The 25,847-nt window shown below is 39.2% G+C and carries 22 protein-coding genes; 13 read left to right on the top strand and 9 right to left on the bottom strand.

Features of this window, described 5'->3' with window-relative positions:
* The first annotated feature begins 68 nt into the window (after positions 1-68).
* Both ygfZ and PNIG_RS03835 read left to right on the top strand, forming a co-directional pair.
* On the top strand, positions 69-980 hold the full coding sequence (gene ygfZ, locus PNIG_RS03840; protein WP_089367843.1) for a tRNA-modifying protein YgfZ: 912 nt from the start codon (positions 69-71) through the stop codon (positions 978-980).
* A gap of 12 nt (positions 981-992) precedes the next feature.
* Positions 993-1,478: an FKBP-type peptidyl-prolyl cis-trans isomerase gene (locus tag PNIG_RS03835; protein WP_011327417.1), complete on the top strand. Its 486-nt coding sequence runs from the start codon at positions 993-995 to the stop codon at positions 1,476-1,478.
* A gap of 104 nt (positions 1,479-1,582) precedes the next feature.
* Here PNIG_RS03835 and PNIG_RS03830 read toward each other — a convergent pair whose 3' ends face one another.
* The 3 genes from PNIG_RS03830 to PNIG_RS03820 all read right to left on the bottom strand — a co-directional run bounded on the left by PNIG_RS03830 (position 1,583) and on the right by PNIG_RS03820 (position 3,245).
* The gene (locus PNIG_RS03830; RefSeq protein ID WP_089367842.1) at positions 1,583-2,017 is read right to left on the bottom strand and encodes a hypothetical protein; all 435 of its coding nucleotides are present in this window, start codon (positions 2,015-2,017) and stop codon (positions 1,583-1,585) included.
* 45 nt (positions 2,018-2,062) lie between these two features.
* Positions 2,063-2,845, bottom strand: a complete 783-nt coding sequence (locus PNIG_RS03825) for a DUF481 domain-containing protein (RefSeq protein WP_086995029.1) — start codon at positions 2,843-2,845, stop codon at positions 2,063-2,065.
* A 79-nt stretch (positions 2,846-2,924) separates the two neighbouring features.
* A complete protein-coding gene (locus PNIG_RS03820) occupies positions 2,925-3,245 on the bottom strand; it encodes an HI1450 family dsDNA-mimic protein (RefSeq protein WP_011327414.1) in 321 nt (106 codons plus the stop codon).
* Between the two features lie 547 nt (positions 3,246-3,792).
* On the opposite strand from PNIG_RS03820, the gene PNIG_RS03815 reads away from it, so the two are divergent.
* The 4 genes from PNIG_RS03815 (at position 3,793) to PNIG_RS03800 (ending at position 6,606) form a co-directional block, all read left to right on the top strand.
* Positions 3,793-4,584 (top strand): crotonase/enoyl-CoA hydratase family protein, encoded by a 792-nt coding sequence (locus tag PNIG_RS03815; RefSeq protein ID WP_089367841.1) that lies wholly within the window; start codon positions 3,793-3,795, stop codon positions 4,582-4,584.
* 67 nt (positions 4,585-4,651) lie between these two features.
* The gene (locus tag PNIG_RS03810; RefSeq protein WP_011327412.1) at positions 4,652-5,005 is read left to right on the top strand and encodes a CidA/LrgA family protein; all 354 of its coding nucleotides are present in this window, start codon (positions 4,652-4,654) and stop codon (positions 5,003-5,005) included.
* On the top strand, positions 4,998-5,741 hold the full coding sequence (locus PNIG_RS03805; RefSeq protein ID WP_086995023.1) for an LrgB family protein: 744 nt from the start codon (positions 4,998-5,000) through the stop codon (positions 5,739-5,741). The genes PNIG_RS03810 and PNIG_RS03805 overlap by 8 nt, the downstream gene beginning before the upstream one ends.
* A 37-nt stretch (positions 5,742-5,778) precedes the next feature.
* Positions 5,779-6,606, top strand: coding sequence for a mechanosensitive ion channel family protein (locus PNIG_RS03800; RefSeq protein WP_089367840.1), 828 nt, complete (start codon positions 5,779-5,781; stop codon positions 6,604-6,606).
* Positions 6,607-6,624: 18 nt separating this feature from the next.
* On the opposite strand, the gene PNIG_RS03795 is transcribed toward PNIG_RS03800, so the two are convergent.
* The 3 genes from PNIG_RS03795 to PNIG_RS03785 all read right to left on the bottom strand — a co-directional run bounded on the left by PNIG_RS03795 (position 6,625) and on the right by PNIG_RS03785 (position 11,293).
* Positions 6,625-7,686, bottom strand: coding sequence for a DUF21 domain-containing protein (locus PNIG_RS03795; protein ID WP_089367839.1), 1,062 nt, complete (start codon positions 7,684-7,686; stop codon positions 6,625-6,627).
* A 42-nt stretch (positions 7,687-7,728) separates the two neighbouring features.
* Complete coding sequence (locus PNIG_RS03790) at positions 7,729-9,081, bottom strand: magnesium transporter (RefSeq protein ID WP_011327408.1); 1,353 nt, start codon at positions 9,079-9,081, stop codon at positions 7,729-7,731.
* 544 nt (positions 9,082-9,625) lie between these two features.
* Positions 9,626-11,293 (bottom strand): methyl-accepting chemotaxis protein, encoded by a 1,668-nt coding sequence (locus PNIG_RS03785; protein ID WP_011327407.1) that lies wholly within the window; start codon positions 11,291-11,293, stop codon positions 9,626-9,628.
* A gap of 501 nt (positions 11,294-11,794) precedes the next feature.
* Between PNIG_RS03785 and PNIG_RS03780 the strand changes: the two genes are divergently transcribed.
* The 5 genes from PNIG_RS03780 (at position 11,795) to purU (ending at position 17,389) form a co-directional block, all read left to right on the top strand.
* A complete protein-coding gene (locus PNIG_RS03780; RefSeq protein WP_225741070.1) occupies positions 11,795-12,223 on the top strand; it encodes an endo alpha-1,4 polygalactosaminidase in 429 nt (142 codons plus the stop codon).
* Between the two features lie 88 nt (positions 12,224-12,311).
* Positions 12,312-13,637 (top strand): IS4 family transposase, encoded by a 1,326-nt coding sequence (locus tag PNIG_RS03775; RefSeq protein ID WP_089367838.1) that lies wholly within the window; start codon positions 12,312-12,314, stop codon positions 13,635-13,637.
* Between the two features lie 19 nt (positions 13,638-13,656).
* Complete coding sequence (gene pelG / locus PNIG_RS03770; protein ID WP_255319069.1) at positions 13,657-14,331, top strand: exopolysaccharide Pel transporter PelG; 675 nt, start codon at positions 13,657-13,659, stop codon at positions 14,329-14,331.
* 133 nt (positions 14,332-14,464) lie between these two features.
* Entirely contained in the window at positions 14,465-16,354 is a 1,890-nt protein-coding gene (locus PNIG_RS03765; protein ID WP_089367837.1) for a hypothetical protein, read from the top strand.
* Positions 16,355-16,558: 204 nt separating this feature from the next.
* The gene (purU, locus tag PNIG_RS03760; protein ID WP_011327398.1) at positions 16,559-17,389 is read left to right on the top strand and encodes a formyltetrahydrofolate deformylase; all 831 of its coding nucleotides are present in this window, start codon (positions 16,559-16,561) and stop codon (positions 17,387-17,389) included.
* Positions 17,390-17,462: 73 nt separating this feature from the next.
* Here purU and PNIG_RS03755 read toward each other — a convergent pair whose 3' ends face one another.
* The 3 genes from PNIG_RS03755 to acs form a co-directional block, all read right to left on the bottom strand.
* Positions 17,463-19,064: an AbgT family transporter gene (locus tag PNIG_RS03755; protein ID WP_011327397.1), complete on the bottom strand. Its 1,602-nt coding sequence runs from the start codon at positions 19,062-19,064 to the stop codon at positions 17,463-17,465.
* 149 nt (positions 19,065-19,213) lie between these two features.
* Positions 19,214-19,864: a LuxR C-terminal-related transcriptional regulator gene (locus tag PNIG_RS03750; protein WP_011327396.1), complete on the bottom strand. Its 651-nt coding sequence runs from the start codon at positions 19,862-19,864 to the stop codon at positions 19,214-19,216.
* 97 nt (positions 19,865-19,961) lie between these two features.
* Complete coding sequence (gene acs, locus PNIG_RS03745) at positions 19,962-21,902, bottom strand: acetate--CoA ligase (protein ID WP_089367836.1); 1,941 nt, start codon at positions 21,900-21,902, stop codon at positions 19,962-19,964.
* Positions 21,903-22,315: 413 nt separating this feature from the next.
* Here acs and PNIG_RS03740 point away from each other — a divergent pair, with 413 nt between their 5' ends.
* Both PNIG_RS03740 and PNIG_RS03735 read left to right on the top strand, forming a co-directional pair.
* Positions 22,316-23,485, top strand: a complete 1,170-nt coding sequence (locus tag PNIG_RS03740) for a DcaP family trimeric outer membrane transporter (RefSeq protein ID WP_089367835.1) — start codon at positions 22,316-22,318, stop codon at positions 23,483-23,485.
* A 205-nt stretch (positions 23,486-23,690) separates the two neighbouring features.
* Positions 23,691-25,811 (top strand): TonB-dependent siderophore receptor, encoded by a 2,121-nt coding sequence (locus PNIG_RS03735; protein WP_089367834.1) that lies wholly within the window; start codon positions 23,691-23,693, stop codon positions 25,809-25,811.
* The last annotated feature ends 36 nt before the right edge of the window (positions 25,812-25,847 follow it).

Genomic DNA, 25,847 nt, shown 5'->3' with positions numbered 1-25,847 from the left:
TAGCTGCTGTACCCAAGGTTGTATCTACGTTATTATGTTACCTCATTAAATAGTCAAAGAAGGTGTTTATGTCGATTGTTCATGCATGTGCTTTATCTCATCAGCTTATTAGCTTCTCTGGCGCAGATAAATTATCTTATCTTCACGGACAAATCACTCAGGATATCAACAAGCTAACCAACAACAATTATCTTTGGGCCGGGCACTGTAGCGCCAAAGGTAAGTTATGGGGCGTGTTTAAATTATTTTCTCATCAAGATCATTACTATTTAATTGGCTCTAAGGCTGAAGTGGAGTGCTCTTTAGCCGAGTTAAAAAAGTATGCGGTATTTGCTAAAGTAGACATTAACGTAGCACCACAGCGATTAATTGGCTTAATTAGCGACGACTTTACTGAGTTACTCACACAACTTAATATCGAATTTGCGGCGCAAGACACTGCATGCGATTTTAGCCATGGTAAAGCTCTTAAGCTTACCGGCAATCGACTTTTACTAATGGTAGATGAGCAATTTAACTTGCCTGATAACGTAGTAACGCTTGAAAACGATATGCTATGGCAACAAGCTGCTATTTTAGCCGGCGAGCCACAGCTTAATGAGCAAGCGATTGGTGAATACGTGCCGCAAATGGTTAACTTGCAAGCAATAGGTGGCATTAGCTTTAAAAAAGGCTGTTACGCAGGGCAAGAAACCGTAGCGCGAATGAAATACTTAGGTAAAAATAAGCGTGCTATGTATATCGTTTCAGGGCAAAGCGATGGGTTACTTACTGAGTTGGATCTAGAAAGACAACTAGGCGAAAACTGGCGCCGCGCTGGTAAACTTATCAGCCAGAGCTTTAATGAACAAAGTAAAACACTTACTGGCCTTGTCGTGTTGCCAAACGATACTGATGTTACTCAGGTACTTCGTGCAAAACACACTCCTTCGGTAGAGCTAAACATTCTTCCTCTACCCTACTCTCTTGAAGATGAATAAATAGGACTGACTATGATCGTTGCAGCAAACAAAGTGGTAAAAATGCATTATTCGGTATTAGATAATGACGGCAATACCATTGATAACTCGTTCGATGGCGAACCATTAATTTTTATTATTGGCACCGGCTATCTAATTTCAGGCCTAGAAAATGCTCTGCAAGGCAAACAAGCTGGCGACACGTTAAGCGTAAAAGTTGAACCTGATGAAGGTTACGGCGAACGTAGTGACAACTTAATGCAAGCTGTGCCTAAAGAAATGTTTGAAGGCATGGAAATTGAAGTGGGTATGCAGTTTCGTGCATCAACCGATGATGGCGATCAATCAGTCATGATCATCGACATTCAAGACGAAGAAGTTATTGTAGATGGTAATAACCCACTGGCTGGTATTACGCTTAACTTTAATGTAGAAATTTTAGAAGTACGCGATGCAACCGAAGAAGAACTAAGCCATGGTCATGTACATGGTGAAGGCGGTTGTGGTCACGACCACTAAAATGCCCTAAGCAAATAAAAAAGCGCCTAAGGCGCTTTTTTTGTTACTAAACTCAATTTAATTACATTTAAACCGCAGCAGGTTTAACATCATCGGTAGCTGCTTTAAGTGTTTCTGCAGGTTTTACCTTCAAGCGCTGTGAGTAAGCCTTGCTGATCATTAGTACCCACTCTGTATAAAGTGCCATCTTTAAGGGTAAGTTGAATCGCACTAAAACCAGACACTGTATATATCCAGCCATCGTGGGTAATACGAATACCAATACCATGACGATACGAGTTTTGCACCGCTTTAGCTTCTGCAATATCTGCAAGTGCAATACTTTGCCCAGCAACACCTGGACCAAATGCCCAACTAATATGAGTGTCATTTACTTTTACGGTTAAGCCATGAAACAAAAAACCCACCAGCACTAAAATACCGGCAAACACCATAAGTGGGCCATCAGCCCCAATTAAATTCCAGGCAAGGGCTACAAAGCCACCAATCCAGACTAATACAAAAAATATAAATAGCGCATACTGCTTATGCTGATACATAACACTCTCAAAATTAAATAACGATACGATTAAAAATAAAACAACTTAAAAGCTATAAACTAATGTTGCGCTGAGCTCTGAGTCAAACTTGAGCTTATTTTCTTCAGGTTTGGAATTATAACGATACATATAAGCAAACTTAAGTGATACCCCACCAATTACTTGGCTGATCAAGGCTGTTTCTGACTTTAATCGTGAATTAAGCCCCGACAAAGACTGCTCTATACTTACATCTTGGTTAAAGCGCGTTCGCTCAGAAACCAACCGCTCCCATTGCATAGCAAAACGCACTAAATAACCTACTTTGTTTTTATCATCTTCGCTAACATCAGACTGCTCCTCAGCCACAGAGCGATACAAACCAGGTCCTATATCAATATCAACTTTATTTTTAACGCCTTGGTAAACGCGCGCACCATAACCTGTTGCTACAGTACTTTTAAACGCTAGACCGCTAAATTTATCTTCTTCGTAATCGCCATAAATAAAAAATGAGGAATTCTTAACGCCTACTTTGTAGTTACCTTGCGCTGATATAAACACCCGGTTAGCGGTCACATCAGACTTTCCGGTGTCATCGTTATGATCGCGTTTGTATAAAGAATCTATTTTAAATTGATTACGCCAGCTTTCAAAATCTTGATAAAGGTTACCTTTGAGTTTAAAACTGGTCGAATTAGTATTGCCTTTACTTAATATAAAACCAAATTCGGTGTCGCCGTAAAGCATTTCGCCTTTATGTAAATCATGAATTTCTTCATCCGAGAGTTGTCCGTATTCATGAAAATCTTCAAAAGGATCGACAGCCCAACTTGGGCGGCAAACCATTAAAAAAATTAAGAATAAAAACTTACGCAAAACACTCTCTCTTGTAGGTGATCATAAAACAACTTTAACTAAAACTGAGTTACTCAGTCTCTTTCCATAAAATGTGACAAAAAGGCGCGTCTTTATCACGGCTAATTAAAATTTTAGCGAATAATACATCGTCATTTTCAAATTCTAAGCCTACTAACACCTGCAAAAAATGATCAGCTTCAACTTCTAGAGCAACAAAATCCTGCCATTGCTCATCGGGCTCGCCCTCTTCAATAAAACCAAGTTCTTCTCTGTATTGATTAAAAGTTTCAACGTCTTGCTCATTCAGGTTGCTTGGTGCCAACTCTAAAAAAATATCGTACGCTTGATGAGTTGCTTCTTCTTCTGTGTATAAACGCGGGCCTGACATGAGTAGTTAACCTTTGAGCTTTTAAAGTATGATCATAATACCAAAAGTTATCGTTGTTTTGAGAAAAAAACGCTGAAAAAACTGACTTTCTTCAGTCTCTTAATTGTTATAAGTAAAATCAATCAATTGAGACCTACCGCTGAATAATAAATTCATTTTATTTTAGGGTCTGTTGACCTTTGCGGATTAAATTTGTTCAAACTAGGGGCGATTTAATCACGGCGCGAGGTTTGTAACCTAGTGGGCTAAGTAAAAACCGAGCAAAGCTTCCGCGTCCTGCTCACGCCCCTTACCTACATCCATGTAGGCAACAAAGAGTCAATCGCCCCTAGGCAGAACCCTTCGGGCAGCGCATGTTTGGCATTGATGCTACGTTATCGCCTATTTATGGGGAATAACCACACCACATAGGCTCTGCCTTGCCTAAATACCAAACACACTGCTGCAAATTTAACCTTGAAAGATAAACAGACCCTAATCAACCACGCTCACTTTACTTAACTTAAATAACATCATAAGCTCAGGCAACAGGTCAGAGGAGTGCAAAATGATAAAGTTAGAAAAACAACAAGGCATTGCAATTGTCACACTAAGCAGAGCTCAAAAACAAAATGCTTTAAGCTTTGCTATGTTTGTTGAGCTTAATAAAATAATAAAAAAGCTTAAAAAAGATCGCAGCATCCGCGCCGTAGTTTTAAAAGGCGATGGCGATCACTTTTGCGCGGGGTTAGATATAGCCGCAGTTATGGCGTCGCCGCTTAATATTATTAAATTATTATTTAAATGGTTACCTGGCAATAAAAATTTAGCCCAGCGGGTAGTATTGGGTTGGCAATCGCTTAGCGTGCCGGTTATTGCCCAAATTAATGGCAACTGCCTTGGCGGTGGATTGCAAATTGCACTCGGCGCTGACTATAGAATAGTGCACCACGATGCCCAATTTGCCATTATGGAAGCGCGTTGGGGGTTATGCCCAGATATGGGGGCTAATGTTGTAATGAGCGGTTTAGTAAAACGCGACCAAGCACTATGGCTTGCCAGCCATGCTGATCCAATAAGTGCGCTACAAGCAAAAGAGCTTGGCTTGGTCACTCAAGTAACTGATGACACCGAGGCTGCCACACAAAAAATGTTGGAAATACTATTAGCCCGCTCGCCCGACACTCTGGCGGCAATTAAGCGCGTTACCCAGCAAAGCTATAAAACTCAGCAACGCAACATACTCGCCAAAGAAACCTTTAGCCAAATTAGATTATTACTTAGCCCAAATACCAAAAAGGCAATTGCTAAAGCAAAGGGTAAAACCGATATTCATTATGCCAACCCTAAACGCTGGTAAGATGATGCATGCATAAATAACAGGGATTTGTTAAAGTTAAATTCCTGACTTTCCAATGAGTTCTCTAATGAAATATGTGTTAAGTAGCGCAATTATTTTACTCTGCTTAGCGGCGGCTAAATTCATTATGCACAGTATTGGCGGCAGTTTTCCTGCGCCTTTACTAGCAATGGTTATTTTATTGCTGCTACTGTTAACTGGCATAGTAAAAGAGCATCAATTAAAGCCCTGCGCTTCACCTATTTTAAATATTATGCCCATCTTTTTTATTCCTGCGGGGGTTGGCTTTATTGAGCACCTTGGCTTAATAAAGTCGCATTGGCCTTTTTTAGTTGCCATTGTATTGCTAGTCCCTATTAGTACCTTATTGTTAGTGAGTAGTGTTATTGCCTACTTTAAAGGACGCGTAAATAATGACTGAGCAACTAAAATCGCTAACAACACAACTAACTCCAGATTTATGGTGGCTTAGCGTACCGTTTATTATTGCGCTGTTTTTATTATTAAGGCTACTTAACCAGCGGGTTAAGCATGTTATTTTAAAATCACTTACTAACCCTGTATTTTTAAGTATAGCTATTATTGCTTTACTCTTGGTTAATTTAAACTTGCCTTACACTAAATTTGCTAGCCACAGCCAATTACTAAGTTGGCTGTTAGAGCCCGCTATTGTGGCACTAGCATTACCTTTATATCAGCAGTTTGTTCATGTACGTAAAAACTTACTCTTAATTGTAACCACTTGTAGTTTAGGGATTATTAACGCCACTGTAGTGGCTTTTTTACTCAGCATGATATTTGCTGTACCCACACAACTTAGCGCCTCAGTTGCAGCATTGAGTGTAACAACTCCTATAACGCTAATTGTAACCGAGTCATTAGGCGGTATTGACTCACTCGCTGCTGCCTTGGTTATTTTTATTGGTTTATTGGGTGCTTTATTTGGCTTTGTACTTTTTAAACTAATTAAAATTTATAACCATGAAGCGCAAGGCGTTGCCATGGGTACTGCCTGTCACGCTATTGGCACCGCAGCAGCATTGGTTGAGCATCCTAAAATAGGTGCATTTTCATCGGTTGCCATGGCATTAAGTGCGCTTTTAACGGCTGTAATAGTACCGTTTTTATATCCAATCTTAGTCAACACTTTGCTATAGTTAGCAAAAATATTTAACAGCCATCTTAAGAGCATATATGATCAGCCCAGAAATAGAACAGTTTGAAAAATACTACGCCATGCTTACCGAGTATTTAGTTACCTATAGCATGCAAATTGTAGGTGCTATTTTCATACTCTTAATTGGCTTATGGGTTGCGCAAAAGCTTGCCAACGTAGTGGCTAATTTAATGGCTCGCCATAATATTGACGTCACGTTAACTAACTTTGTGAGTAACCTAGTTAAAGTGTTGCTCATAATAATTGTCATTATTATTGCGCTGGGCAAAATAGGCATTAGTGTTACCCCTTTTGTGGCCGCTATTGGTGCTGCGTCGCTTGGTGCGGGTTTGGCAATGCAAGGTATGTTGTCTAATTATGGTGCTGGCCTTGCTATTATTGCCACTCGTCCTTTTGTGGTTGGCGACACTATAGAGGTTAAAAATGTCAGCGGGCAAGTTAAAATAATAGAGCTGGGGCATACAGTACTTATTGACGAAGAAAAGGTAGAAATAACTATACCCAATAAGCATATCCTCGGTGAAATACTCCATAACTCGTTTAAGTTTTCATTGGTAAAAGGCGAAATTACCATTGCTTACAGCGCGTGCTCAAATACCGCAGTTCAACTAATTGAAGATGTTGTGAATGGCCATGAGCTTGTGGCTAAAGTGCCCAATGCACAAATTGGTATAGAACGCTTTGCCGACAATGGCGTAACTATTAGCTACCGCTACTGGGTACCAACCACTAAAATAATCGAAACCAAGTTGGCTATTAATGGTGGGGTTTATAGCGCTATGAATAAAGCGAATATTGAAATACCTTTACCGCAGCGCATTGTTAGTATTATTAAAGGTGATTAATTTATAAACCTAAACCGTTTAAAGCGGTTTAGGTTGATCTATACTGGGGTTTAATTCAAGTTTAGGCGCACTCATACCTTTTAGTAATCGGCCAAAAATATCAGCCCCAGTAATAATGCGTTTTTCATCGCCCCATACCAGTACTACATCGTGCTCAATTGCCCCATCGAATGACTTGTCTAATGAATGACTGGCGCGAATTTTTAAAATAACGTCACTTAAGCGCATACTTTCATCGATCACTATTATTGGTCTGTGGCAAAAGTGGTACGGATCAAATGTGTCTGGCTCAAACAAAGCTGCGCGTAAAAAGCCATCCGCATCAACCACTAACAAAGGATCACCGGCCTGATTAGTAATAATTACCCAGTTGTAACCAGACTTGTGCAGTTTGCGTAAAAATTCATTATCGGCACTGAGTGTTAGTTCAGGAAATATTGGTAAATCAAGCTTGGTTGGTAACGCTATGATTGAGTCGGGATCTATCACTTCGCCTTCTTGAGTAACACTAATTTCATCTAAACTAAAAAAGTTAAGTGCACCAATACCTTCTACGTGCTGTACATCGGCTTCTTCAGCTTCTATGTGCTTACGAATAATGCCTCTGAGCTCACTCTCTGCAAAGTAGGTAATACCTTCTTTGCCTAACCAAGCATCGAGTATTAGCCCTGTAGGCTTAGCAACGACATAAAACAGTAATTGATAAAACTTAATTAACGGCGACAACATGCTGGCCATTTTTAACGCATTACGTGAAAAATACGCCTGTGGTGTAATTTCGCCAATAATAGTAATAGCAATAGTTGAGAATAAAAAAGAACTTGCACCCATTAATACCGAGTCAGAAAGTAAGGTCAGCAGTACGTTAATACCTACGTTTCCCCACAAAATAGTCGAGAGTAAAAAGTTTGAATCGTTACGCAGTGCCATTACTTTTATCGCAGCGGCGTTACCTTTACTGCTTTCCATTTCGAGTTGTAATCTACTTAGCGAAAAAAACGCCAAGTTTAAACCCGAAAATATTGCTGACTGCGAAATACACAGTGCAATAGCACACCAAATCATGACATCAAAAGTCATTGTTTTTCCTATTTATTTACGCGTTCCTTGCGATACAAGGCACTATAACAGTAGCAAACTACCTAAACCTAAAAAGGTAACAAAACCAACTATATCGGTTACTGTAGTTAAAATAACTGAGCCCGAAAGCGCAGGATCTATTTTCATTTTATCTAAAATAGAAGGGATCACTACACCGGCTAACGATGCTGCAACTAAGTTAAGCAAAATAGCCACGGTAATAGTAATACTTAGCATAACGTCGTTAAACCACAAAAAGGTCAATGCGCCAATAACAAAAGCCCATACAAAACCATTTACCGCGCCCACTCTTAGCTCTTTTTTAAGTAGCGCTGCGCGGTTAGAGTCGGTTACCTGGCCAAGTGCCAAGCCACGTACAATAACGGTGAGCGTTTGACTCCCGGCAATTCCGCCCATAGAGGCCACTATTGGCATTAATACCGCTAAAGCCACTACTTGCTCTATAGTTGCACCAAACAGGCCAATAAACCACGAGGCTAAAAATGCAGTCGCCAAATTTATACCTAACCAAATACCTCGGTTTTTAGCACTTTTTCGCACACTCGCAAATAAATCTTCGTCTTCACGCAGACCACCCGCTTTAGCGGCAGCCTCGTCGGTTATTTCTTGGCGTAACTCATACGCTGAAGCAATGGTTAAACGGCCCAGTAATTTGTTATCAACATTAACAACCGGCATTGCCATTTTTTCGCTATGAATAACCACTTCCGCAGCTTCGTATAAATCATCATCTGCATGCAGCGATACATAGTCATGGTTTGCTAAAGTAATTAAACTGTCGTTGTCATTGGCTTTTATTAAATCATTAATTGCCACTTCACCAATTAAACTGCCCTTACGGCTCACTAAATAAATAACCTCTGTGAACTGCGGCAACCCTTTATGGAGTAACTTTTTAGCGCCTCCCGCGGTTAACTTTTCAGACACTTTTAAAAAGTCAAAACCTAACCAGTGACCTATTTGCTCAGAAGGGTATTGTTGCGCTAATTCATATTGCTTTGTTTGTGCTTCATCGAGTTGTTTTTTTGCATACTCAACAAATCGCTCAGGAATTACTTCTTCAAGCTCAAGCAGCTCTTCTACATTAACTTCGTCTAATAGTTTAAAACCGTCGCTATCATCTAAAGTTTGCAGTAACCATAAGGTGCTGTCATCGCTTAAATTAACAAATATTTCGTGTTGCGTGTCTTCATCTAACAACTGCCAAATTTCAAGGCGCTGCTCTTTAGGTATTGCTTCAAAAAGCAATGATAAATGCTCAGTTGATAATGTTAATTGTGCGTCTATTAATAACTTATTTTTGCGCTCTGTGGTGTCGCACTGTAATAAGTCATTTATGAGTTGGGGTAGTTTATCAACCGGATACTCAATCATCTTAAGCCTTAAATTTTAGTAGGTTATATTAGTAAATAGTCACTTATTAATATGTATTGCTATTAGTGTAACGTAGCGGGCATAAAATATTGAAAAAATATGCAAACTCATCCGCTTTTTTCGCATTGTATGCGTAAAAATAACCAGCGGTTAATGTTTTTTTATTATTTTTTAAATTTAATTATACAAGCACAATCACGACTTACTTTTGATATGATTTCAGATGCTTAAGTGTAGGCAATTTCATACATCTTCATTAACTAACCTGAACTCTGGTTAAGAGATTTACTAACATATTGAATCATCGTTATATTTAATTTTATTTTCTCTAGCCAGAGGTTTTCAGTGAAAACAAGGCGAATTTACGCGTCAATAGCTGGCCTATTGCAAGTAAATTCAACGCAGTTAGCGCTGAAAATAGCTGCTTGAGATAAGTTTATTATCCGGAGCTCAGGTTAACTAGGAAGGATTTTTTGCAGCAGGCAAAATAAAAGCCGTAACTAAAAATTACGGCTTTATAAATGATTAAATTTAAAAATATGTCTTAAATTTTAAACTGCCCTACCAATTCGCCTAAGCTTTCACCACGACCAGCTAAATGTAAACTTACCGATGACGTTGTTTTACTTGACTCTGTTAGCTCATTTACAATTTCTTGAATAGCAAAAACATTACGGTTTATCTCTTCAGTTACACTACTTTGCTCTGTTGCAGCTGTTGCTATTTGGGTACTCATATCGTTTATTGTGGTAACCGATGTAGTAACCGCGCCTAAGCTTTCTGAAATAGCACGTGATGACTCAACTGAGCGATTACAGCTTTGCTGACTTGCTTGCATAGCGTTAACCGCCGCAGTAACTAAGTTATGCAGCTCACTAAGCATTTCGCTAATTTCTAACGTACTTACTTGTGTACGACTTGCTAAGCTTCTTACTTCATCAGCAACGACTGCAAAACCTCTGCCCTGCTCACCCGCACGAGCCGCTTCAATTGCTGCGTTAAGTGCCAGTAAATTTGTTTGCTCTGCAATACCACCAATAACGCTTAATACACTATTAATCTTTTTAGATTGCTCACTTAATGAATCAACCTGTTCTGCAGCTGTATTTATTTCGGCCATTAAGTTTGATACTTCACTTAAAGATATATCAACACATTCTTGCGCTCTTGCTACTTCTTGCGTTGCTGCCTGAGTTGACACCGCAACTTGGGTCGTATTTTGAGCCACTTCGTGAGAGGTTGCAGACATTTCAGTAATCGCGGTCGCGACTAAATCAGTTTCATGATTATGTTTTAATAACTTATCTTCAATCACCAAAGTTTGCGTATTTATATCTACTGATGCTGTTTTAACATCGTTAGTTACATCAACCACACTGGCTATAATACCGTGCAATTTACTCACGAATATATTAAACGACTCACCTAATTGGCCAATTTCGTCGTGGCTGTCAATTTCTAAACGTCTAGTTAAGTCGCCTTCACCTTTAGCTATGTCATCAAGGCTTTGCACCATTCTTTGTATTGGTTTAAGCATATGGTTGGCAGCAAATAAAGCACCCGCAATAGTTAATAACAAACAAAAGAACGCAATGATCAATAAGGTGGTTACTTTTTCGTTCATGCTTTTTTGCATAGATAGCTCAAAGCCTTCAAGCTCTGCTTCTATGTCGTCCATATAAGCGCCAGTGCCTAGCATCCAGTTGGTTCCAGGGATCATCGCTGCATAACCAATTTTTTCAACTAAGCCGTTGGTATTTGGTTTTTGAAAATGATAGGTAAATGCTCCGCCACCCTGGCGTGCTTGTGCAAGTAAGCCCACAATGATTTTTTTACCATTGGGATCAGTCATGGCTATTTTGTTTTGCCCTTCTATCGCATCACCTAACATGGCATGAAAAACACTCACGCCATTAGTGTCATAAATAAAGAAATAGCCGTCTTCGCCAAAGGTTAGTTTTCTTAATGCATTTTTAGCATCTTGCTCAGTGCCATTTGCAAGCTGGTGCTGTACTACTTGACTACCAATTTCAATTTCAGTTTTTAATAGCGTTTGTTTATCTTTTAATAACTTACTTTTAAAAGTGTCAAAGCTGTGCTGCTGACTTTGCATTTCTAAATAGTACGAACTTGATAAAAAGCTGACCAATAATAATATTAGCGGCAAAATAGCTAGTAGTAACAATTTGCTTTTCAAGCTTAAATTACTCATTTCTTCTCCAAATAAACACATTGCAAGCTGTAAAAGCCCTACTCTTATTTTGTAACTTAGTCGCTGCAAAATTTATAATTTACTCTAGCCCCCCTTCATCACATAAACGGCTAAGTCTATTTAATTTAGGTAGGTACTTACTTAAAAGTATAACTAATGGCTAGTGATTATAGTCGTAGTTACTTTGGTTTAATACTAAAAGACGCCATTGTCATTAATAAACCTAAGCTGAATAGTAATAAAGTTGCAACTTACTCTAGTATAATTAATAGCCTTTAAAGTAAGTAAAACACCTAATACAGGTAAAATATTTAATTAATTGCCGCAATGATGAGCAAGCACAACATAAAATACTACTTACAATATAAACAATTTAAATTTGTTTAGTTTTTTTGCTTTTTGTAACATATAATTAAAATATTAATACTAAACTCCTATAACAAATCAGGTACAATTATTTTAATTGCACCTTGGCTATTTATTAATTAAAACGAAGGGTTAATGAAGTATTTATTTTTTATACTGCTATTTATCACCGCAAATGTAACTGCTAAACCTGAGACTAATAATAGTATCGCTTTTTATTACTCTGCACCTATGCCCTTAGCTGAAATGACTTTTTATTCGCGTGTAGTAGTGCAACCCGAGCTAATAACCAAGCACGAGCTGAACTGGCTCAAACAGCGTAACATTGCTGTTTATGCTTATTTAAGTGTTGGCGAGTCGTTTTCAAAAAGTGAGTCTTCACTTAGTGTCAATCCTAATTGGAATAGCCATATTAGCGACTTAACTGCAGCGCAGTGGCAACAGCATATACAAAATAGTGCGCTATCACTAAAGGCACGTGGCTTTAATGGCTTATTTTTAGATACCCTTGATAGCTACCAGCTATTAGACAAAAAACATAATAAAAGCGCCCAGCAAGCGTAATGCCGATCAGTTAAGGTTAATTGATCGGTTGACCGATCTAAATGATCGTGAATAATCCGTAATTAGTTTCGCTAATTACGGTTTTTTTATGGATATTCAAACAGCTCTTTCAACCACTTTCTCATCTGCTGATGAATTTACAACGCTTGATAACTTATCTGGCATATTAGATCCCGAATTACTTAACCAAGCTTTTAAAAAGTCAGGTGTCGCCACCGTTCGTAAACGTCGCTTACCACTCGATGCTGTCGTTTGGTCTGTGATTGGTATGAGCTTATTTCGTCATGAATCTGTTTGGGATATAGCCTCTAAAATGGACATCGCATTACCAGGTAAAGGGAAACTAGTTGCCCCTAGTGCCATGGTTCAAGCGAGACAACGCTTAGGTGAAGGTGCTGTCGAGCAGGTCTTCAAGATGATGGCGTCACGGCATTATAATCATGCCCACTTTGATACATTTTGTGGCTTAAATCTATTAGCTGTTGATGGCGTTGTTTTTCGTACACATGATACGCCAGAGAATAAAGACGTATTTGGGTGTGGCTCAACCCAGTATGGTGAAAATACCTATCCGCAAATTCGAATGGTATGCCACATGGAGCTAACGAGCCATCAACTCATTAATTGTACTTTTAACGGGCAACATCAAGGGGAAATGACACTCGCTGAAGAGCTCATTGAAGGTACACCGGATAACTCATTAACCTTATTTGATCGCGGTCATTATTCATTAGGGCTTTTGCATCGTTGGCATCAAGCAGGGACTGAAAGGCACTGGATGATACCTGTCAGAAAAGGCTTAACGGTTGATACCATAAAGAAAATGAGTAAAAATGACCAGTTAGTGCGTCTTAAAACATCGCCACAAGCGCGAAAAAAGTTTACTGACTTGCCAGAGTTTATAGAAGCTCGTCTGCTTACTTACACGCATAATAATAAGCAGTATCAGATTCTTACATCAATGCTTGATGTAATGCGTTACCCATCAAAAGAAATCGCTGATTTGTACATGCATCGCTGGGAAATAGAAATAGGATATCGAGAAATAAAACAAACAATGTTGCACTCAAACTATATCCTACGCTCAAAAAGGCCGGATATGATAAGGCAAGAATTGTGGGGGTTACTAATTGCCTACAATATTATAAGAATAGCCATGCGTGAGGCAGCAGAGTTACTAGAAGTATGGCCAAATCAACTGAGTTTTTCTCATTGTTCAAGACATATCAATGTATTTCTGTTAACTATCCCACTGACAAGTCCGGGAAATTTACCAAAACACTATGAGCATTTATTAGAAACGCTGACGCTATTTCAGTTACCAACAAGGCGTCATGAGCGCAGCTTTCCACGATGTGTGAAAAAGAAACCATCTAAATATCCCTATAAAAAAAAGCCAGTCAGTGTTAACTGACTGGCATTAGTATTATAGCCTGTTCTTTTGTGGCTTGTTTTACAATATAGGTGTTTGGGCTGATAAAATTATTTTTTGGTACTCTCCTAGTACTTCAATAGAAATTATCGGCACTCTCAGGGCAAGTCCTATTTACGACTTACCCATATTTTTAGCCTACTTGTCTATTATTCCTGGTATGGCCGTGTTTTTAGTAAGAATGGAAACCGACTTTGTAGAGGAGTACGACCGTTTTTACACTGCAATACGCGAAGGTGCCTCTTTAAATGAAATTTATTTATTAAAAGATAATATGATACAAACTGCTCAAGGTGGTTTATACGATATATTTAAAATTCAGGGTATTACTGTAGCTTGCTTATTACTTTGGGGTGAGCAAACACTCACTTTTATAGGCATAGATCCTAACTACAAAACCTTATTATTTATCGATGTAGTGGGTGTGGGTGTACAGGTTATCTTTTTATCAATACTCAATATTTTATTTTATTTAGATAAACGTTTTACTGTACTGGTACTCGCTGCAATATTTTTAGTCGTAAATGTTGTTTTTACCTATTTATCGGTTGCACTTGGACCACAGTTTTATGGCTATGGCTTTGCATTTGCAACTATTATTAGCTCGGTTGTGGGTTTGTTTTGGTTATCTAAACAGTTTGAAGATTTAGAATACGAAACCTTTATGCTGCAATAATAAACGCTTAACATTTCAGGCTATTTGCTTAAACCAAGCTTATAATGCTAAAACTAATAAATAAGTGTAATAAACATAAATTGATTATTACACTTATTTCTCCCAATAAAATTCTTTTATAAAGGAATATTCAATGGCTTTTGATTATGGATCGATTGATCTTGGACTTAAAAACCCCTTCAAGCTTGAAGGTAAAGTAACCGCACTAAGAGGTGTTATAGAGTCAATTACCGGCATTACGCTGCTTGTTGTTGCTGCAGGGTTAGTTAAAGAAGATGCAACTGCTGGGTGGATCTTGATGCTTTTTGGGATGATTATTTTAGGGTTTGGCATTGCTTCACTCTCAGCAGGTATTTATGCCACACTAAAATACTTTGTTGGCCGTAATCACCCTACGTCTCTGGCTTATAACTACAGTAAATCGCAAAGCTCTACCGCAAAAGAAGAAAAAAAAGAAGTTGCCTATAACGACCAAGAACTAGAAGAAATGCTTATGGGTCGTAAAAATATTACTTTTAAAGAGCCTAAAGGCTTTTTATCTCGCTTGTTGCATAGCCTTATTCCTAAACTAATGTTTTTACCCTACCCGATGCGTAATATTGCCCAGCAATTATTTGGCTCATGGGTAAGTACCTTTGTGGCACTTATTGCGTATGGACTGGTAGCTTTTGTATCTTTGTCGGGCTTTACCGGTGAAGCAGGCGAATTAGCATTTCCCATATACAGTAGCATTTTAATGTTTTATGTATTGTTCTCATGGCGCTCGGCAGGTAAACCAACCACTCGCAATGCTGCAAGAGAAATTGAACCACTTGGTGGTGGTGCACTGGCTAAAATTATTTCGCTATCGTTTATTTTACCCATTATTATTGGCCTTTCTATGTCGTGGTTAATGCAAGAACAACACATTAGTAAAGCGCAAATAGATGTTTGGTTTGAACAATTACCCAACCTACATGCGGGCATGTATTTAGTCGCTATTATTATTTTAGCCACCTTGAGCTGCGCACTGGTTTTTACTATGTTAAAAGCACGATTAAATACCATAACACCAAGCACTGAGGTATCTGAGCTGCGCGAAAACTGGCAAGAATCTGTACACCCTACTGAAATTTTTATTAATTTAGATAACCTAGTAATGGCTAACCGTCGTTATAAAGAAGTGCCTAATCGCGTATACCGCGAGCTCAACCCACAACTGCAAGAGCAAGTAGAAGGTAAAGGCGGCTTTAAAGGAGAAATAATTCAAGAAATACAACCTAAACTACATGAGCTAGATTTAGGTAAAGGTTTTAGTATGGCTAGATTATTGGCGCTACTTAGTGGTAATTTTCTGTATTTAATCGCGCTTATTTTCACGGTATTATTAGCCTACTCTTTCATCGATATTTATCGTTATATTGATAGCGCAAATATCAATTCAATAGAGCAAGCACTTAATAATCGTCATATTTCACCTATCAGCGAGCTAGTAATGGCAAGCGTACACTTATTACTGATAGGTGTATTAATTAAAGCCTTTGCTCAGCTATTAAGTAGCAATGCACATTTGTTTTTTGCTGAAATGCAATTTGAATCACTTCTGGTCTATTTTAAATGTGAAGGTACATTTACTGAGTCTAAAATATCAACCGGTACAGGTATTCACGACAGCACTCGCTCTGAAAACACCTTAGTACGTAGCAGCATTACCCCTTGGGTTATTGTTTCGCGAATAGTAACCACCACTTTTGCAGCAACAGGTATGAAAAATCTTGAGCATCCACGCCATATTATGGAAATGCACAAAGACGAAGGTCAGTTACAAGCAATTAAAAACGATGTGATTGCGTTCTTAAAAGATCGTGAGTCAATAGCCTCAATTACCAGTGAGCGTGATTTAGGTAACGCGTCGCAAATTCATCAGCTTAATCAGCAAACACGCGCTATGCCAACACAACAAAGCGCAATTACAAAAAATGATGAAGAAGCCGCCGGCTTTATCAGACAACAAGATGATTTAGCCTCAGAAACCAAGTCATAACACGGTAACTTAATTATATATCAATGCCACTGGCAATCAGTGGCATTTTTAACAGCAACTATACCTTTTTAAACCCCAGTTAACTTTGCTCACTTTAATGTCATGCTTGTTCTAAATTAAACCTTGTAACAACACACAAAGCCCTTGCTTTATGCGCTAAAACGCAAATAATAAAGCAATCTATAATTGGGTAAGAATGAGAGAATGAGCTACATACTAACCACACAATGCGCCGATGATGTAGGGCTAATAGCCAAAATCACCGGGCTTTGCCACCAGCATAATTTAAATATTACACGTAATAATGAATTTGTAGACAAAGACGCTAAACGCTTTTTTATGCGTACAGAGCTCACTGGTGAGCCACAAAGTAACTTTTTACCACTACTACGCGAAATACTACCTGCAGACGCTAAAGTGGCTTTACACAATGGTACAAAAACTAAAGTTGTGTTACTTGCTACTAAAGAAGCACATTGCTTAGGTGGCGTATTATTAAAGCAATTCGAACAAGCGCTAAATATTGAAGTGCAAGCCGTTATAGCAAACTACCCTATTTTAGAGCCGCTTGCTAAAGGGCTTAATGTCCCTTTTCATGTTATCTCTCATGAGGGATTAACACGCAGCGAACACGATCAACAAGTAGGCGATTTAATTGCCAGCTATAACCCTGACATTATTGGTTTAGCTAAATATATGCGTATTTTAAGCCCTGAGTTTGTACAACGCTTTGAGGGCAAAATTATTAATATTCATCACTCGTTCTTACCCGCTTTTATTGGTGCAAAACCTTATCATCAAGCATTTGAACGTGGCGTAAAAATCATTGGAGCCACAGCTCACTTTGTCAATAACGAGTTAGACGAAGGGCCTATTATTTTGCAAGATGTTACGCCTGTAACCCACGCAGAAACTGCAAAAATGATGGCCAATATGGGTAAAGATGTAGAAAAAACAGTATTTTGTAAAGCGCTACAACTTGCCTCTGAGCATAAGCTATTTATTAACGGTAATAAAACCGTGGTGTTTTCGTAAAACAAAAATGCCAGCAAATTATGCTGGCATTTTTAAACGATTAAATAATACTTATTGTATTACCCAGGTACTATTAAGGCGTGTAATAAGTGGGTGATCCTGGCCCTACTGGCATACCCAATACAAATACCCATAAATAAAACAAAACAACCCAACCAACAAAAAATATCATACTGTATGGCAACATAGTGGCTACCAGTGTGCCTATACCCATATCTTTTTTGTACTTAGCTGCGACAGCGAGGATCAAGCCAAAATAGCTCATCATTGGCGTTATTAAGTTAGTAACCGAGTCACCTATACGATAAGCCGCCTGAATGGTCTCTGGCGCGTAACCAACTAACATTAGCATAGGTACAAAAATAGGCGCGGTAACAGCCCATTGCGCCGAAGACGACCCTAAGCTTAAGTTAACCAATGCACACATTAATATAAATAATACAAAAACTTCGGGGCCAGTTAAGTTTAAAGCTTGCAGTAATGCAGCACCGTTAATTGCTAAAATAGTGCCTAAATTGGTCCATTTAAAAAACGCGACAAATTGCGCAGCAAAAAACACTAGCACAATATACATGCCCATTGAGCTCATACTTTTGCTCATCGCATTAATTACGTCTTTGTCGTTTTTCATAGTGCCAACAACGCGCCCATATACAAAGCCCGGAATACCAAAGGTTACAAAAATAAACACCACTATGCCTTTCAAAAAGGGCGAGTGGGCTACTAATCCGGTTTCGGGGTTACGTAAAATGCCATCGGCTGGCACTATGGTCCATGCAAGTAGCAGCGATACAACTAATAACGACACCCCTGCCCACTTTAAACCCGACTTTTCTTTGGCCGTTAACGCGGCAATATTATTTTGTGCAAGATCAGCACTGGCCTCTTCAGGATTATATTTACCTAAACGTGGTTCAACAATTTTTTCAGTAACTAAGGTGCCTAAAATCGCAATTAAAAACACCGACACCATCATAAAATACCAGTTAGCTTCTGCGCCTACTTGGTAAGTTGGGTCGATCATTTGCGCCGCTGGTGTGGTAATGCCTGCCAGTAAGGGATCTATTGTGCCTAATAATAAGTTAGCACTATAACCACCCGACACCCCAGCAAACGCCGCTGCTAAGCCCGCTAATGGATGACGCCCTAAACTATGGAATATCATTGCAGCTAATGGAATAAGTACCACATAGCCCAGCTCAGAGGCGGTATTAGATAAAATAGCGGCAAACACCACCATAAAGGTCACTAACCGCTTTGATGCGCCCATTACCATGCCGCGCATTGCTGCCGACAGCAGTCCTGAGTGCTCAGCAACACTCACACCAAGTAAAGCTACCAGTACCGTGCCCAGTGGTGCAAAGCTGGTAAAGTTAGTTACCAAGCCAGTTACAATACGCTGTAATCCCTCGGCACTAAGTAAGCTCACTACTTCAATAACACCATCGGGTTCGCGCCCAGGCGAGCCCTCAGGTCGAGGATCGATTGCACTTAGGCCAAACCAATCCGCCACTCCACTAAATACAACAATTACGATACAAAATATTGCAAATAAGGTGATGGGATGCGGTAGCATATTGCCTAAAAATTCTACGCCGGCTAAAAAGCGGTTAAACCAGCCTTTATTTGCGCTTTCATTACTACTTTGGGCCTTGGAGTCTAAAGAGTCTGACATACCATGTTCTCTTAATTATAAAATGCCCGTAAGCTAGCATTATTTTTATAGGAGATCATGTAATAAAGGTGAATGGCTTGTGATAATTGCGTATATAAGCGTAAATAAGACTAAAAAAGAGGCTTTGTGCCTCTATTCTATGCATGGTTTTATATTTGCTCTATAGGTGCTAATTGTAGTTTTGCAGCAATTAATACCGCTTGTGTGCGGTTATATACGCCAAGCTTTCTAAATATGGCGGTAATATGCGCTTTTACAGTGGCTTCTGAAATATGTAACTCATACGCTATTTGCTTATTTAGCAAACCTTCGTGCAGGTATTGTAAAACACGGTATTGTTGTGGGGTAAGTGAGGCAACTTGCGCTGCAATTTCTCGGTCTTCGCCTTGAATTTCGGCGACTTTATTTTTTAATTCTGTTGGTAACCAAGTATCGCCTTCGAGTATTTGATTAATTGCATTGGCAATATCATCTGATGATGATGACTTAGGAATAAACCCCATTGCGCCGTAACCCATTACTTTAGATACAATATTAGCGTCTTCACTTCCCGAAACTACCGCAATAGGTAAACTAGGATAGTCTTCTCTAATACGAATAAGGCCGTATAAATCACCATTACCTGGCATGTGTAAATCCAGCAGTAATATATCAAGATCTTCTTGCTCGCTTAACACCTGCAATGTACTGTCAAAATCAGATGATTCAAATACTTCTAAATCGTCAAATTTTACAGTTAGTGCACCCTTTAGTGCTTCACGAAATAACGGATGGTCGTCCGCTATTAAAAACTGACTCATGGTTCACTCCTAATAAATTCGGCTGTGCCCTATCTAGTAGAGCACAGCCGATATACTACGTTTAGAATCAACTTGTAATCAAGCTTTTAACGCGCATTTAACGATTTAATCGATTTTCAATTAACTCATCAACCACAGATGGATCGGCAAGTGTTGATGTATCACCTAGTTGTTCGTGCTCGTTGGCCGCAATTTTACGTAAAATTCGACGCATTATTTTACCAGAACGCGTTTTTGGTAACCCTGGTGACCACTGAATCATATCGGGTGACGCAATTGGGCTTAACTCTTTACGAACCCAGTTACGAATTTCTTTGGTTAACTCATCGCTTACCGTTATACCTTCGTTAGGGGTAATGTAAACATAAATACCTTGGCCTTTAATATCATGCGGATAACCTACTACAGCGGCTTCAGCTACTGCTGGGTGTGCAACCAGTGCGCTTTCTATTTCAGCAGTGCCTAAACGATGCCCCGAAATATTAAGTACATCATCTACGCGACCAGTGATCCAATAATAACCATCTTCGTCACGACGACAGCCATCGCCACAAAAATACACACCTGGGTAGGTAGAAAAGTAAGTTTGTTCAAAACGTTCATGATCGCCATAAATAGTACGTGCTTGCGATGGCCAGCTATCTAAAATAACTAAGTTACCATCAGCTTCACCTTCAAGCGTATTACCCTCAGCGTCAAATATTGCCGGCGCAATACCAAAAAATGGACGCGTTGCAGAGCCTGGTTTTAAATCGGTAGCACCTGGTAATGGGGTGATCATAATGCCACCCGTTTCTGTTTGCCACCAGGTATCAACGATAGGGCAATTTGACTTACCTATTTGCTCGTAATACCAGTTCCATGCTTCAGGGTTAATTGGCTCACCAACCGATCCTAAAATTCGTAAACTATTACGATGAGATGACGCTACAGGCTCATCGCCTTTTGCCATTAAGGCACGAATAGCGGTAGGCGCGGTATATAAAATAGTAACACCGTGTTTATCAACAACTTCGCCCATACGCCCTGCGGTTGGGTAAGTAGGTACACCTTCAAATACAACTTGGGTACAACCATTTACCAGCGGACCATAAGCAATATAACTGTGCCCGGTGATCCAACCTACATCGGCGCTACACCAAAAAACATCGTCCTCTTTTACATCAAATATATATTCGTGCGTCATCGATGCATAAACTAAATAACCACCCGTGGTATGCACCACTCCTTTTGGCTGACCTGTTGACCCTGAGGTGTATAAAATAAATAACGGGTCTTCAGCGTTCATTACCTCAGGCTCGCACACAGGCTCTTCGCCTGCTACTAAATCGTGCCACCATATATCATGGTCGTGCCAATCAACATCGCCACCGGTAAGTTGGTGCACAATAACATGCTCTATACTTGTTACAGACTCTTGCAACACAGCTTCGTCAACGTTTGCTTTAAGTGGCACGCAGTTACCAGCACGGCGTCCTTCGTCTGAAGTAATAACCACTTTTGCGCCCGAATCCTTAATACGATCGGCAATCGCAGAGGGTGAAAAACCACCAAATATAACTGAGTGAATAGCACCAATACGTGCACACCCTTGCATTGCGTAAATAGCTTGTGGGCTCATTGGCATATAAATAGCGACGCGATCACCTTTTTGTACGCCCAGCTTTTTTAAACCATTAGCAAACTTTGCTACTTCATCATGTAACTTTTGATAAGTAATATGCTCGCTTTGCGATGGGTTATCGCCCTCCCATATAAGCGCTACTTTATTGGCTTTTGTTTTTAAGTGGCGGTCAATACAGTTATACGATGCATTAAGGTAGCCATCTTCATACCACTTAATATTTATGTGGCCTTTATCAAAGGTGGTATTTTTTACTTTAGAATAAGGAGTAAACCAATCAAGGCGCTTACCGTGTTCAGCCCAAAAACTTTGTGGATCATCAATCGAGTGTTTATACATTTTATTATATTTATCGTTATCGACGAGAGCTGTGTTTTTAATATGCGTAGGAACTGGATAGATATTTTTTGACATCTTGGTCTCCATTTAAATTACTTGCCTTAGGCTTTTCTCAAGGATTACTCAGCAATGCGCTATTAAGTATTAGACCTTAGTTGTAAAGCTATTCTAATTACTAATTTGTTGTTTATAATCGCTGCGCTATTTATTACTTTTACATAAATAATACATGATGTTAAATGTAAGTAAATAATCACATTGTAATCATTACACCTTAGTCTTATAGACTAATAGATGATTGAGTAAATAGTGTACATATTTAAAAGTGTTTCACCTAAGTATTATAATATTTGCATTAATTAGCTTTAATTTTTATTTAACGAATAAAAAATCTTTAAATTAACTTTTATTCGTAAGTAATACTCTCGCTATTAATACACTCTAAATAAAAAGCAATAATCAACACGTAGCCTATAAAGGACGCAACAATGAAATTTACCCCATTAAAAACACTTGCAGCAAGTGCTGTACTATGTGCACTTTCAAGCACAGCTTATGCAGCCACTGCAGCAAAAGTTGGAGATACTGAATTTACTTACGGCGGATACATTAAATTAGATGCTATGTGGAGTGACTATTCTGCAGGCGCACCAGCGGGCACTAACGTGGGTCGTGACTTTTACGTACCGAGCACAGTGACTGTAGGCCCAGACAATAGCTCTGACGCTGTATTTGATATGCATGCCCGTGAATCTCGTTTTAACTTTGGTACAGCTACATTACTTGATAATGGCAAAACCATTAACACCAAAATTGAAATCGACTTTTTAGCTTCAGCCCCTGGTGGTAACGAGCGTGTATCTAACTCTTACGCTCCACGTGTACGTCATGCATTTATTAGCTACGATGGTTGGTTATTTGGCCAAACATGGTCTAACTTTCAAAACGTTGGCGCACTACCTGAAGCACTTGATTTTATAGGCCCAGCAGAGGGCACAGTGTTTGTACGCCAAACTCAAGTTAAATACACTACTGGCGCTTGGTCTTTCTCATTAGAAAACCCAGAAAGCACCATTACTACTGCTGGCGGCGGTATGGCTGTAACCGACGATGCTTCACTTCCTGACTTTACTGCACGTTATACCCATAAAGCTGACTGGGGTAATTTAGTAGTTGCTGCACTTGCCCGTCAACTTACTTATAAAGTAGGTGCTATTGATGCCGATGAAACATCATTTGGTGTTAGTGCATCGGGTATGGTTAAACTAGGCGAAGACAACTTTAAGTTTATGCTTACACAAGGTAAAGGCTTAGGCCGTTATGTTGGTGTTAATGTAGCCCATGGTGCAGTACTCAATGGCGATGATTTAGATGCTATTGATTCAACTTCTGGCTTTGTAGCGTATCAGCATAAGTGGAATAGCCAATGGCGTTCAACTTTCTTATATTCATTTTTCAGTGCTGATAACAACACAGACTTACTCGCCCTTACAGTCGATCCAACTAAATCAAGCCAAAGCTACAGTGCTAACATTTTATATTCACCAGTTAAACGCTTAACTTTTGGTGCTGAGTTTAAGCATGCCGAGCGCGAGCTTGAAAGCGGTAACGATGGCGATATGGACCGTTTACAATTCTCGGTTAAGTATGCATTTTAAGCGTACATAGTTTACTTCCTTGAGCGGCTTTGGCCGCTTTTTTTTGTTAATTAATTTATAAGCATCATCTGTTTTATCAACTTCATCACTCTTTATTAATCCCTATAGTACAAATTGTTATAAATAAAAACCAATAACGCAATTGCAAATCAATATCATTTAGATTAAGTTAAGCGCTTTATTTTTGAACCTTTTGGAAAACACCATGTCGTCCTCTAAAGTTTTGCGTTTATCTAAACTAAGCCTTATTACCTCTTTAATTTTATCTGGGCATGCATTTGCAAAAAACGATAAAAGCGAGCAGCAAATTGAAAAGATTGCTGTGTATGGTCAACATCATAAAAACTATATTACCGAAGAAGCACAATCGGCAACCAAACTAGGTTTAACCATAAAAGAAACTCCGCAGTCTATTTCAGTTGTTTCTCGCGCTTTAATGGATGATTTTTCACTCGATGATATAAACGCAGTGCTAGAAAGCACGCCGGGTGTAACGGTAGAGCAAATAGAAACCGATCGTACTTATTTTAAAGCCCGTGGCTTTGATATTACAAATTTTCAAGTTAATGGTTTAGGTATTCCACAAAGCTCGGGATCAATTCAAGGCAGCCTTGATACCTCAATTTACGACCGTGTAGAAATAGTTCGTGGCGCGAACGGTTTAATGACAGGTACAGGTAACCCTTCTGCTACTGTAAATATGGTGCTAAAAAAACCAACTTACACAACCCAAGCTAATGCATCTGTTTCGTACGGTTCATGGAATAAAAAACGCTTAGATTTAGATGTATCAACGCCTATTAATGAAGAGCATGCTGTTAGAGCTGTATTTACCAAACAAAAAGCCGACTCATATCTAGATCGCTACGAAACAGATAAAACCGTTATTTATTTAGCCTACGAGGGAAAGTTAACCGATAACACCCTGCTAAGTGTTAACTACGTTAATCAACAAAAAGATGCCGATAGCCCACTTTGGGGTGCACTACCACTTTATTATACCGATGGCACACCAACAGACTATGACGAATCAACTAGCACTGCGGCTGACTGGTCTTACTGGGATAACAGTGCCGAGCAAGTATATGTAACGCTTGAACAAAATTTATCAGCAACATGGGTGGCTAAAGCGCGTTACGCTCATGTTGAAAACGAGCAAGACTCTGAATTATTTTATGTATACGGTACCCCTGATAAAGACACCGAACTTGGCTTAACCGGTTACGCAAGCCGTTATGATTATAGCGATAAGCACGACTTATTTGATCTATATGCGAGTGGTAAATTTGATTTATTTGGCCAAGAGCACGACTTGTCATTGGGTGTTAGCCAAGCAAAAATGGATTACACCGAGCAATCTCTTTACGATTACACTACAGGGAATGGTTTTCCGGCAATGCCGTCACTTAAAACATGGGATGGTGTAATACCACAAGCAACACTTACAGATAGTGTAAATGGTAGCAATATAACTAATGAGCAAAAATCTGCTTATATTTCTACTCGTATCAAATTAAGCGAACCTTTAAGCCTACTAGCTGGCGTGCGTTACACTGATTGGAAAACAACAGGCACAGCTTATGGCGTTGCGCAAACACAAAGTGATTCACAGCTAATACCCTACATTGGCACTGTGTATGACTTTAACGAGTCTTTATCGGCTTATGCAAGCTACACAGAAACATTTGTGCCGCAAAAGGAGCTTGATATAAATGCCAACCAACTTGCACCTATTACAGGTAAAAGTAGCGAACTAGGTGTTAAAGCCCAGCTTTTAGACGAGCAAGTTTTTGTAACACTTGCTTACTTTGATACAAAACAAGATGGCCTTGCTATCGCTATACCTAACTCATTACCCGACGATACTCGTTACTACGCAGCGGATGGTATTAACAGTAATGGTTTTGAAGTAGAGCTAAGCGGTAAGTTTACAGATGACTTGAGTGCAAGCATTAGCTTTAGTAATTTAAGCATTGATGGCGATGACACAGTAAAAGATTACACCCCTGAGAATCAACTCAAGGTTGCAGCAATCTATCAAGTTCCTTTCATTGATGGTTTATCGTTTGGTGCAAATTATCGCTGGCAAGATTCAACAAGCCGAGTCCAAGTCAAAGATACTAACAAAATCGCAAGCGTGACTACAAAGCAAAATGCCTACGGATTACTTGATTTAATGGCAACCTATAAATTGAGTGAAAATATAGGCGTTACTTTTAATATTAATAACACCACAGGTGAAAAATACTTACACAGCCTATATTGGGCTCAAGGTTACTATGGTGCACCGCGTAACTACGCTCTATCTGTAAATTGGCAGTTGTAAATTTAAACCAAAAAAAAGCGCTAACCATTACTGGTT

Source organism: Pseudoalteromonas nigrifaciens (assembly GCF_002221505.1).
Taxonomy (GTDB): domain Bacteria; phylum Pseudomonadota; class Gammaproteobacteria; order Enterobacterales; family Alteromonadaceae; genus Pseudoalteromonas; species Pseudoalteromonas nigrifaciens.
Note: the sequence above shows the minus strand (reverse complement) of the source record. Positions and strands in the feature narration are given on the sequence as shown.

Excerpts from the sequence above, each read along its gene's own strand:
- PNIG_RS03830 (WP_089367842.1), bottom strand. The coding sequence starts at position 2,017 with ATGTATCAGCATAAGCAGTATGCGCTATTTATATTTTTTGTATTAGTC.
- PNIG_RS03815 (WP_089367841.1), top strand. The coding sequence starts at position 3,793 with ATGATAAAGTTAGAAAAACAACAAGGCATTGCAATTGTCACACTAAGC.
- PNIG_RS03785 (WP_011327407.1), bottom strand. The coding sequence starts at position 11,293 with ATGAGTAATTTAAGCTTGAAAAGCAAATTGTTACTACTAGCTATTTTG.
- PNIG_RS03825 (WP_086995029.1), bottom strand. The coding sequence starts at position 2,845 with ATGGTTTGCCGCCCAAGTTGGGCTGTCGATCCTTTTGAAGATTTTCAT.
- PNIG_RS03765 (WP_089367837.1), top strand. The coding sequence starts at position 14,465 with ATGGCTTTTGATTATGGATCGATTGATCTTGGACTTAAAAACCCCTTC.
- PNIG_RS03795 (WP_089367839.1), bottom strand. The coding sequence starts at position 7,686 with ATGACTTTTGATGTCATGATTTGGTGTGCTATTGCACTGTGTATTTCG.
- ygfZ (WP_089367843.1), top strand. The coding sequence starts at position 69 with ATGTCGATTGTTCATGCATGTGCTTTATCTCATCAGCTTATTAGCTTC.
- PNIG_RS03750 (WP_011327396.1), bottom strand. The coding sequence starts at position 19,864 with ATGAGTCAGTTTTTAATAGCGGACGACCATCCGTTATTTCGTGAAGCA.
- PNIG_RS03810 (WP_011327412.1), top strand. The coding sequence starts at position 4,652 with ATGAAATATGTGTTAAGTAGCGCAATTATTTTACTCTGCTTAGCGGCG.
- PNIG_RS03755 (WP_011327397.1), bottom strand. The coding sequence starts at position 19,064 with ATGTCAGACTCTTTAGACTCCAAGGCCCAAAGTAGTAATGAAAGCGCA.
- PNIG_RS03775 (WP_089367838.1), top strand. The coding sequence starts at position 12,312 with ATGGATATTCAAACAGCTCTTTCAACCACTTTCTCATCTGCTGATGAA.
- PNIG_RS03790 (WP_011327408.1), bottom strand. The coding sequence starts at position 9,081 with ATGATTGAGTATCCGGTTGATAAACTACCCCAACTCATAAATGACTTA.
- PNIG_RS03735 (WP_089367834.1), top strand. The coding sequence starts at position 23,691 with ATGTCGTCCTCTAAAGTTTTGCGTTTATCTAAACTAAGCCTTATTACC.
- acs (WP_089367836.1), bottom strand. The coding sequence starts at position 21,902 with ATGTCAAAAAATATCTATCCAGTTCCTACGCATATTAAAAACACAGCT.
- PNIG_RS03805 (WP_086995023.1), top strand. The coding sequence starts at position 4,998 with ATGACTGAGCAACTAAAATCGCTAACAACACAACTAACTCCAGATTTA.
- PNIG_RS03800 (WP_089367840.1), top strand. The coding sequence starts at position 5,779 with ATGATCAGCCCAGAAATAGAACAGTTTGAAAAATACTACGCCATGCTT.
- PNIG_RS03820 (WP_011327414.1), bottom strand. The coding sequence starts at position 3,245 with ATGTCAGGCCCGCGTTTATACACAGAAGAAGAAGCAACTCATCAAGCG.
- PNIG_RS03835 (WP_011327417.1), top strand. The coding sequence starts at position 993 with ATGATCGTTGCAGCAAACAAAGTGGTAAAAATGCATTATTCGGTATTA.
- PNIG_RS03740 (WP_089367835.1), top strand. The coding sequence starts at position 22,316 with ATGAAATTTACCCCATTAAAAACACTTGCAGCAAGTGCTGTACTATGT.
- purU (WP_011327398.1), top strand. The coding sequence starts at position 16,559 with ATGAGCTACATACTAACCACACAATGCGCCGATGATGTAGGGCTAATA.
- PNIG_RS03780 (WP_225741070.1), top strand. The coding sequence starts at position 11,795 with ATGAAGTATTTATTTTTTATACTGCTATTTATCACCGCAAATGTAACT.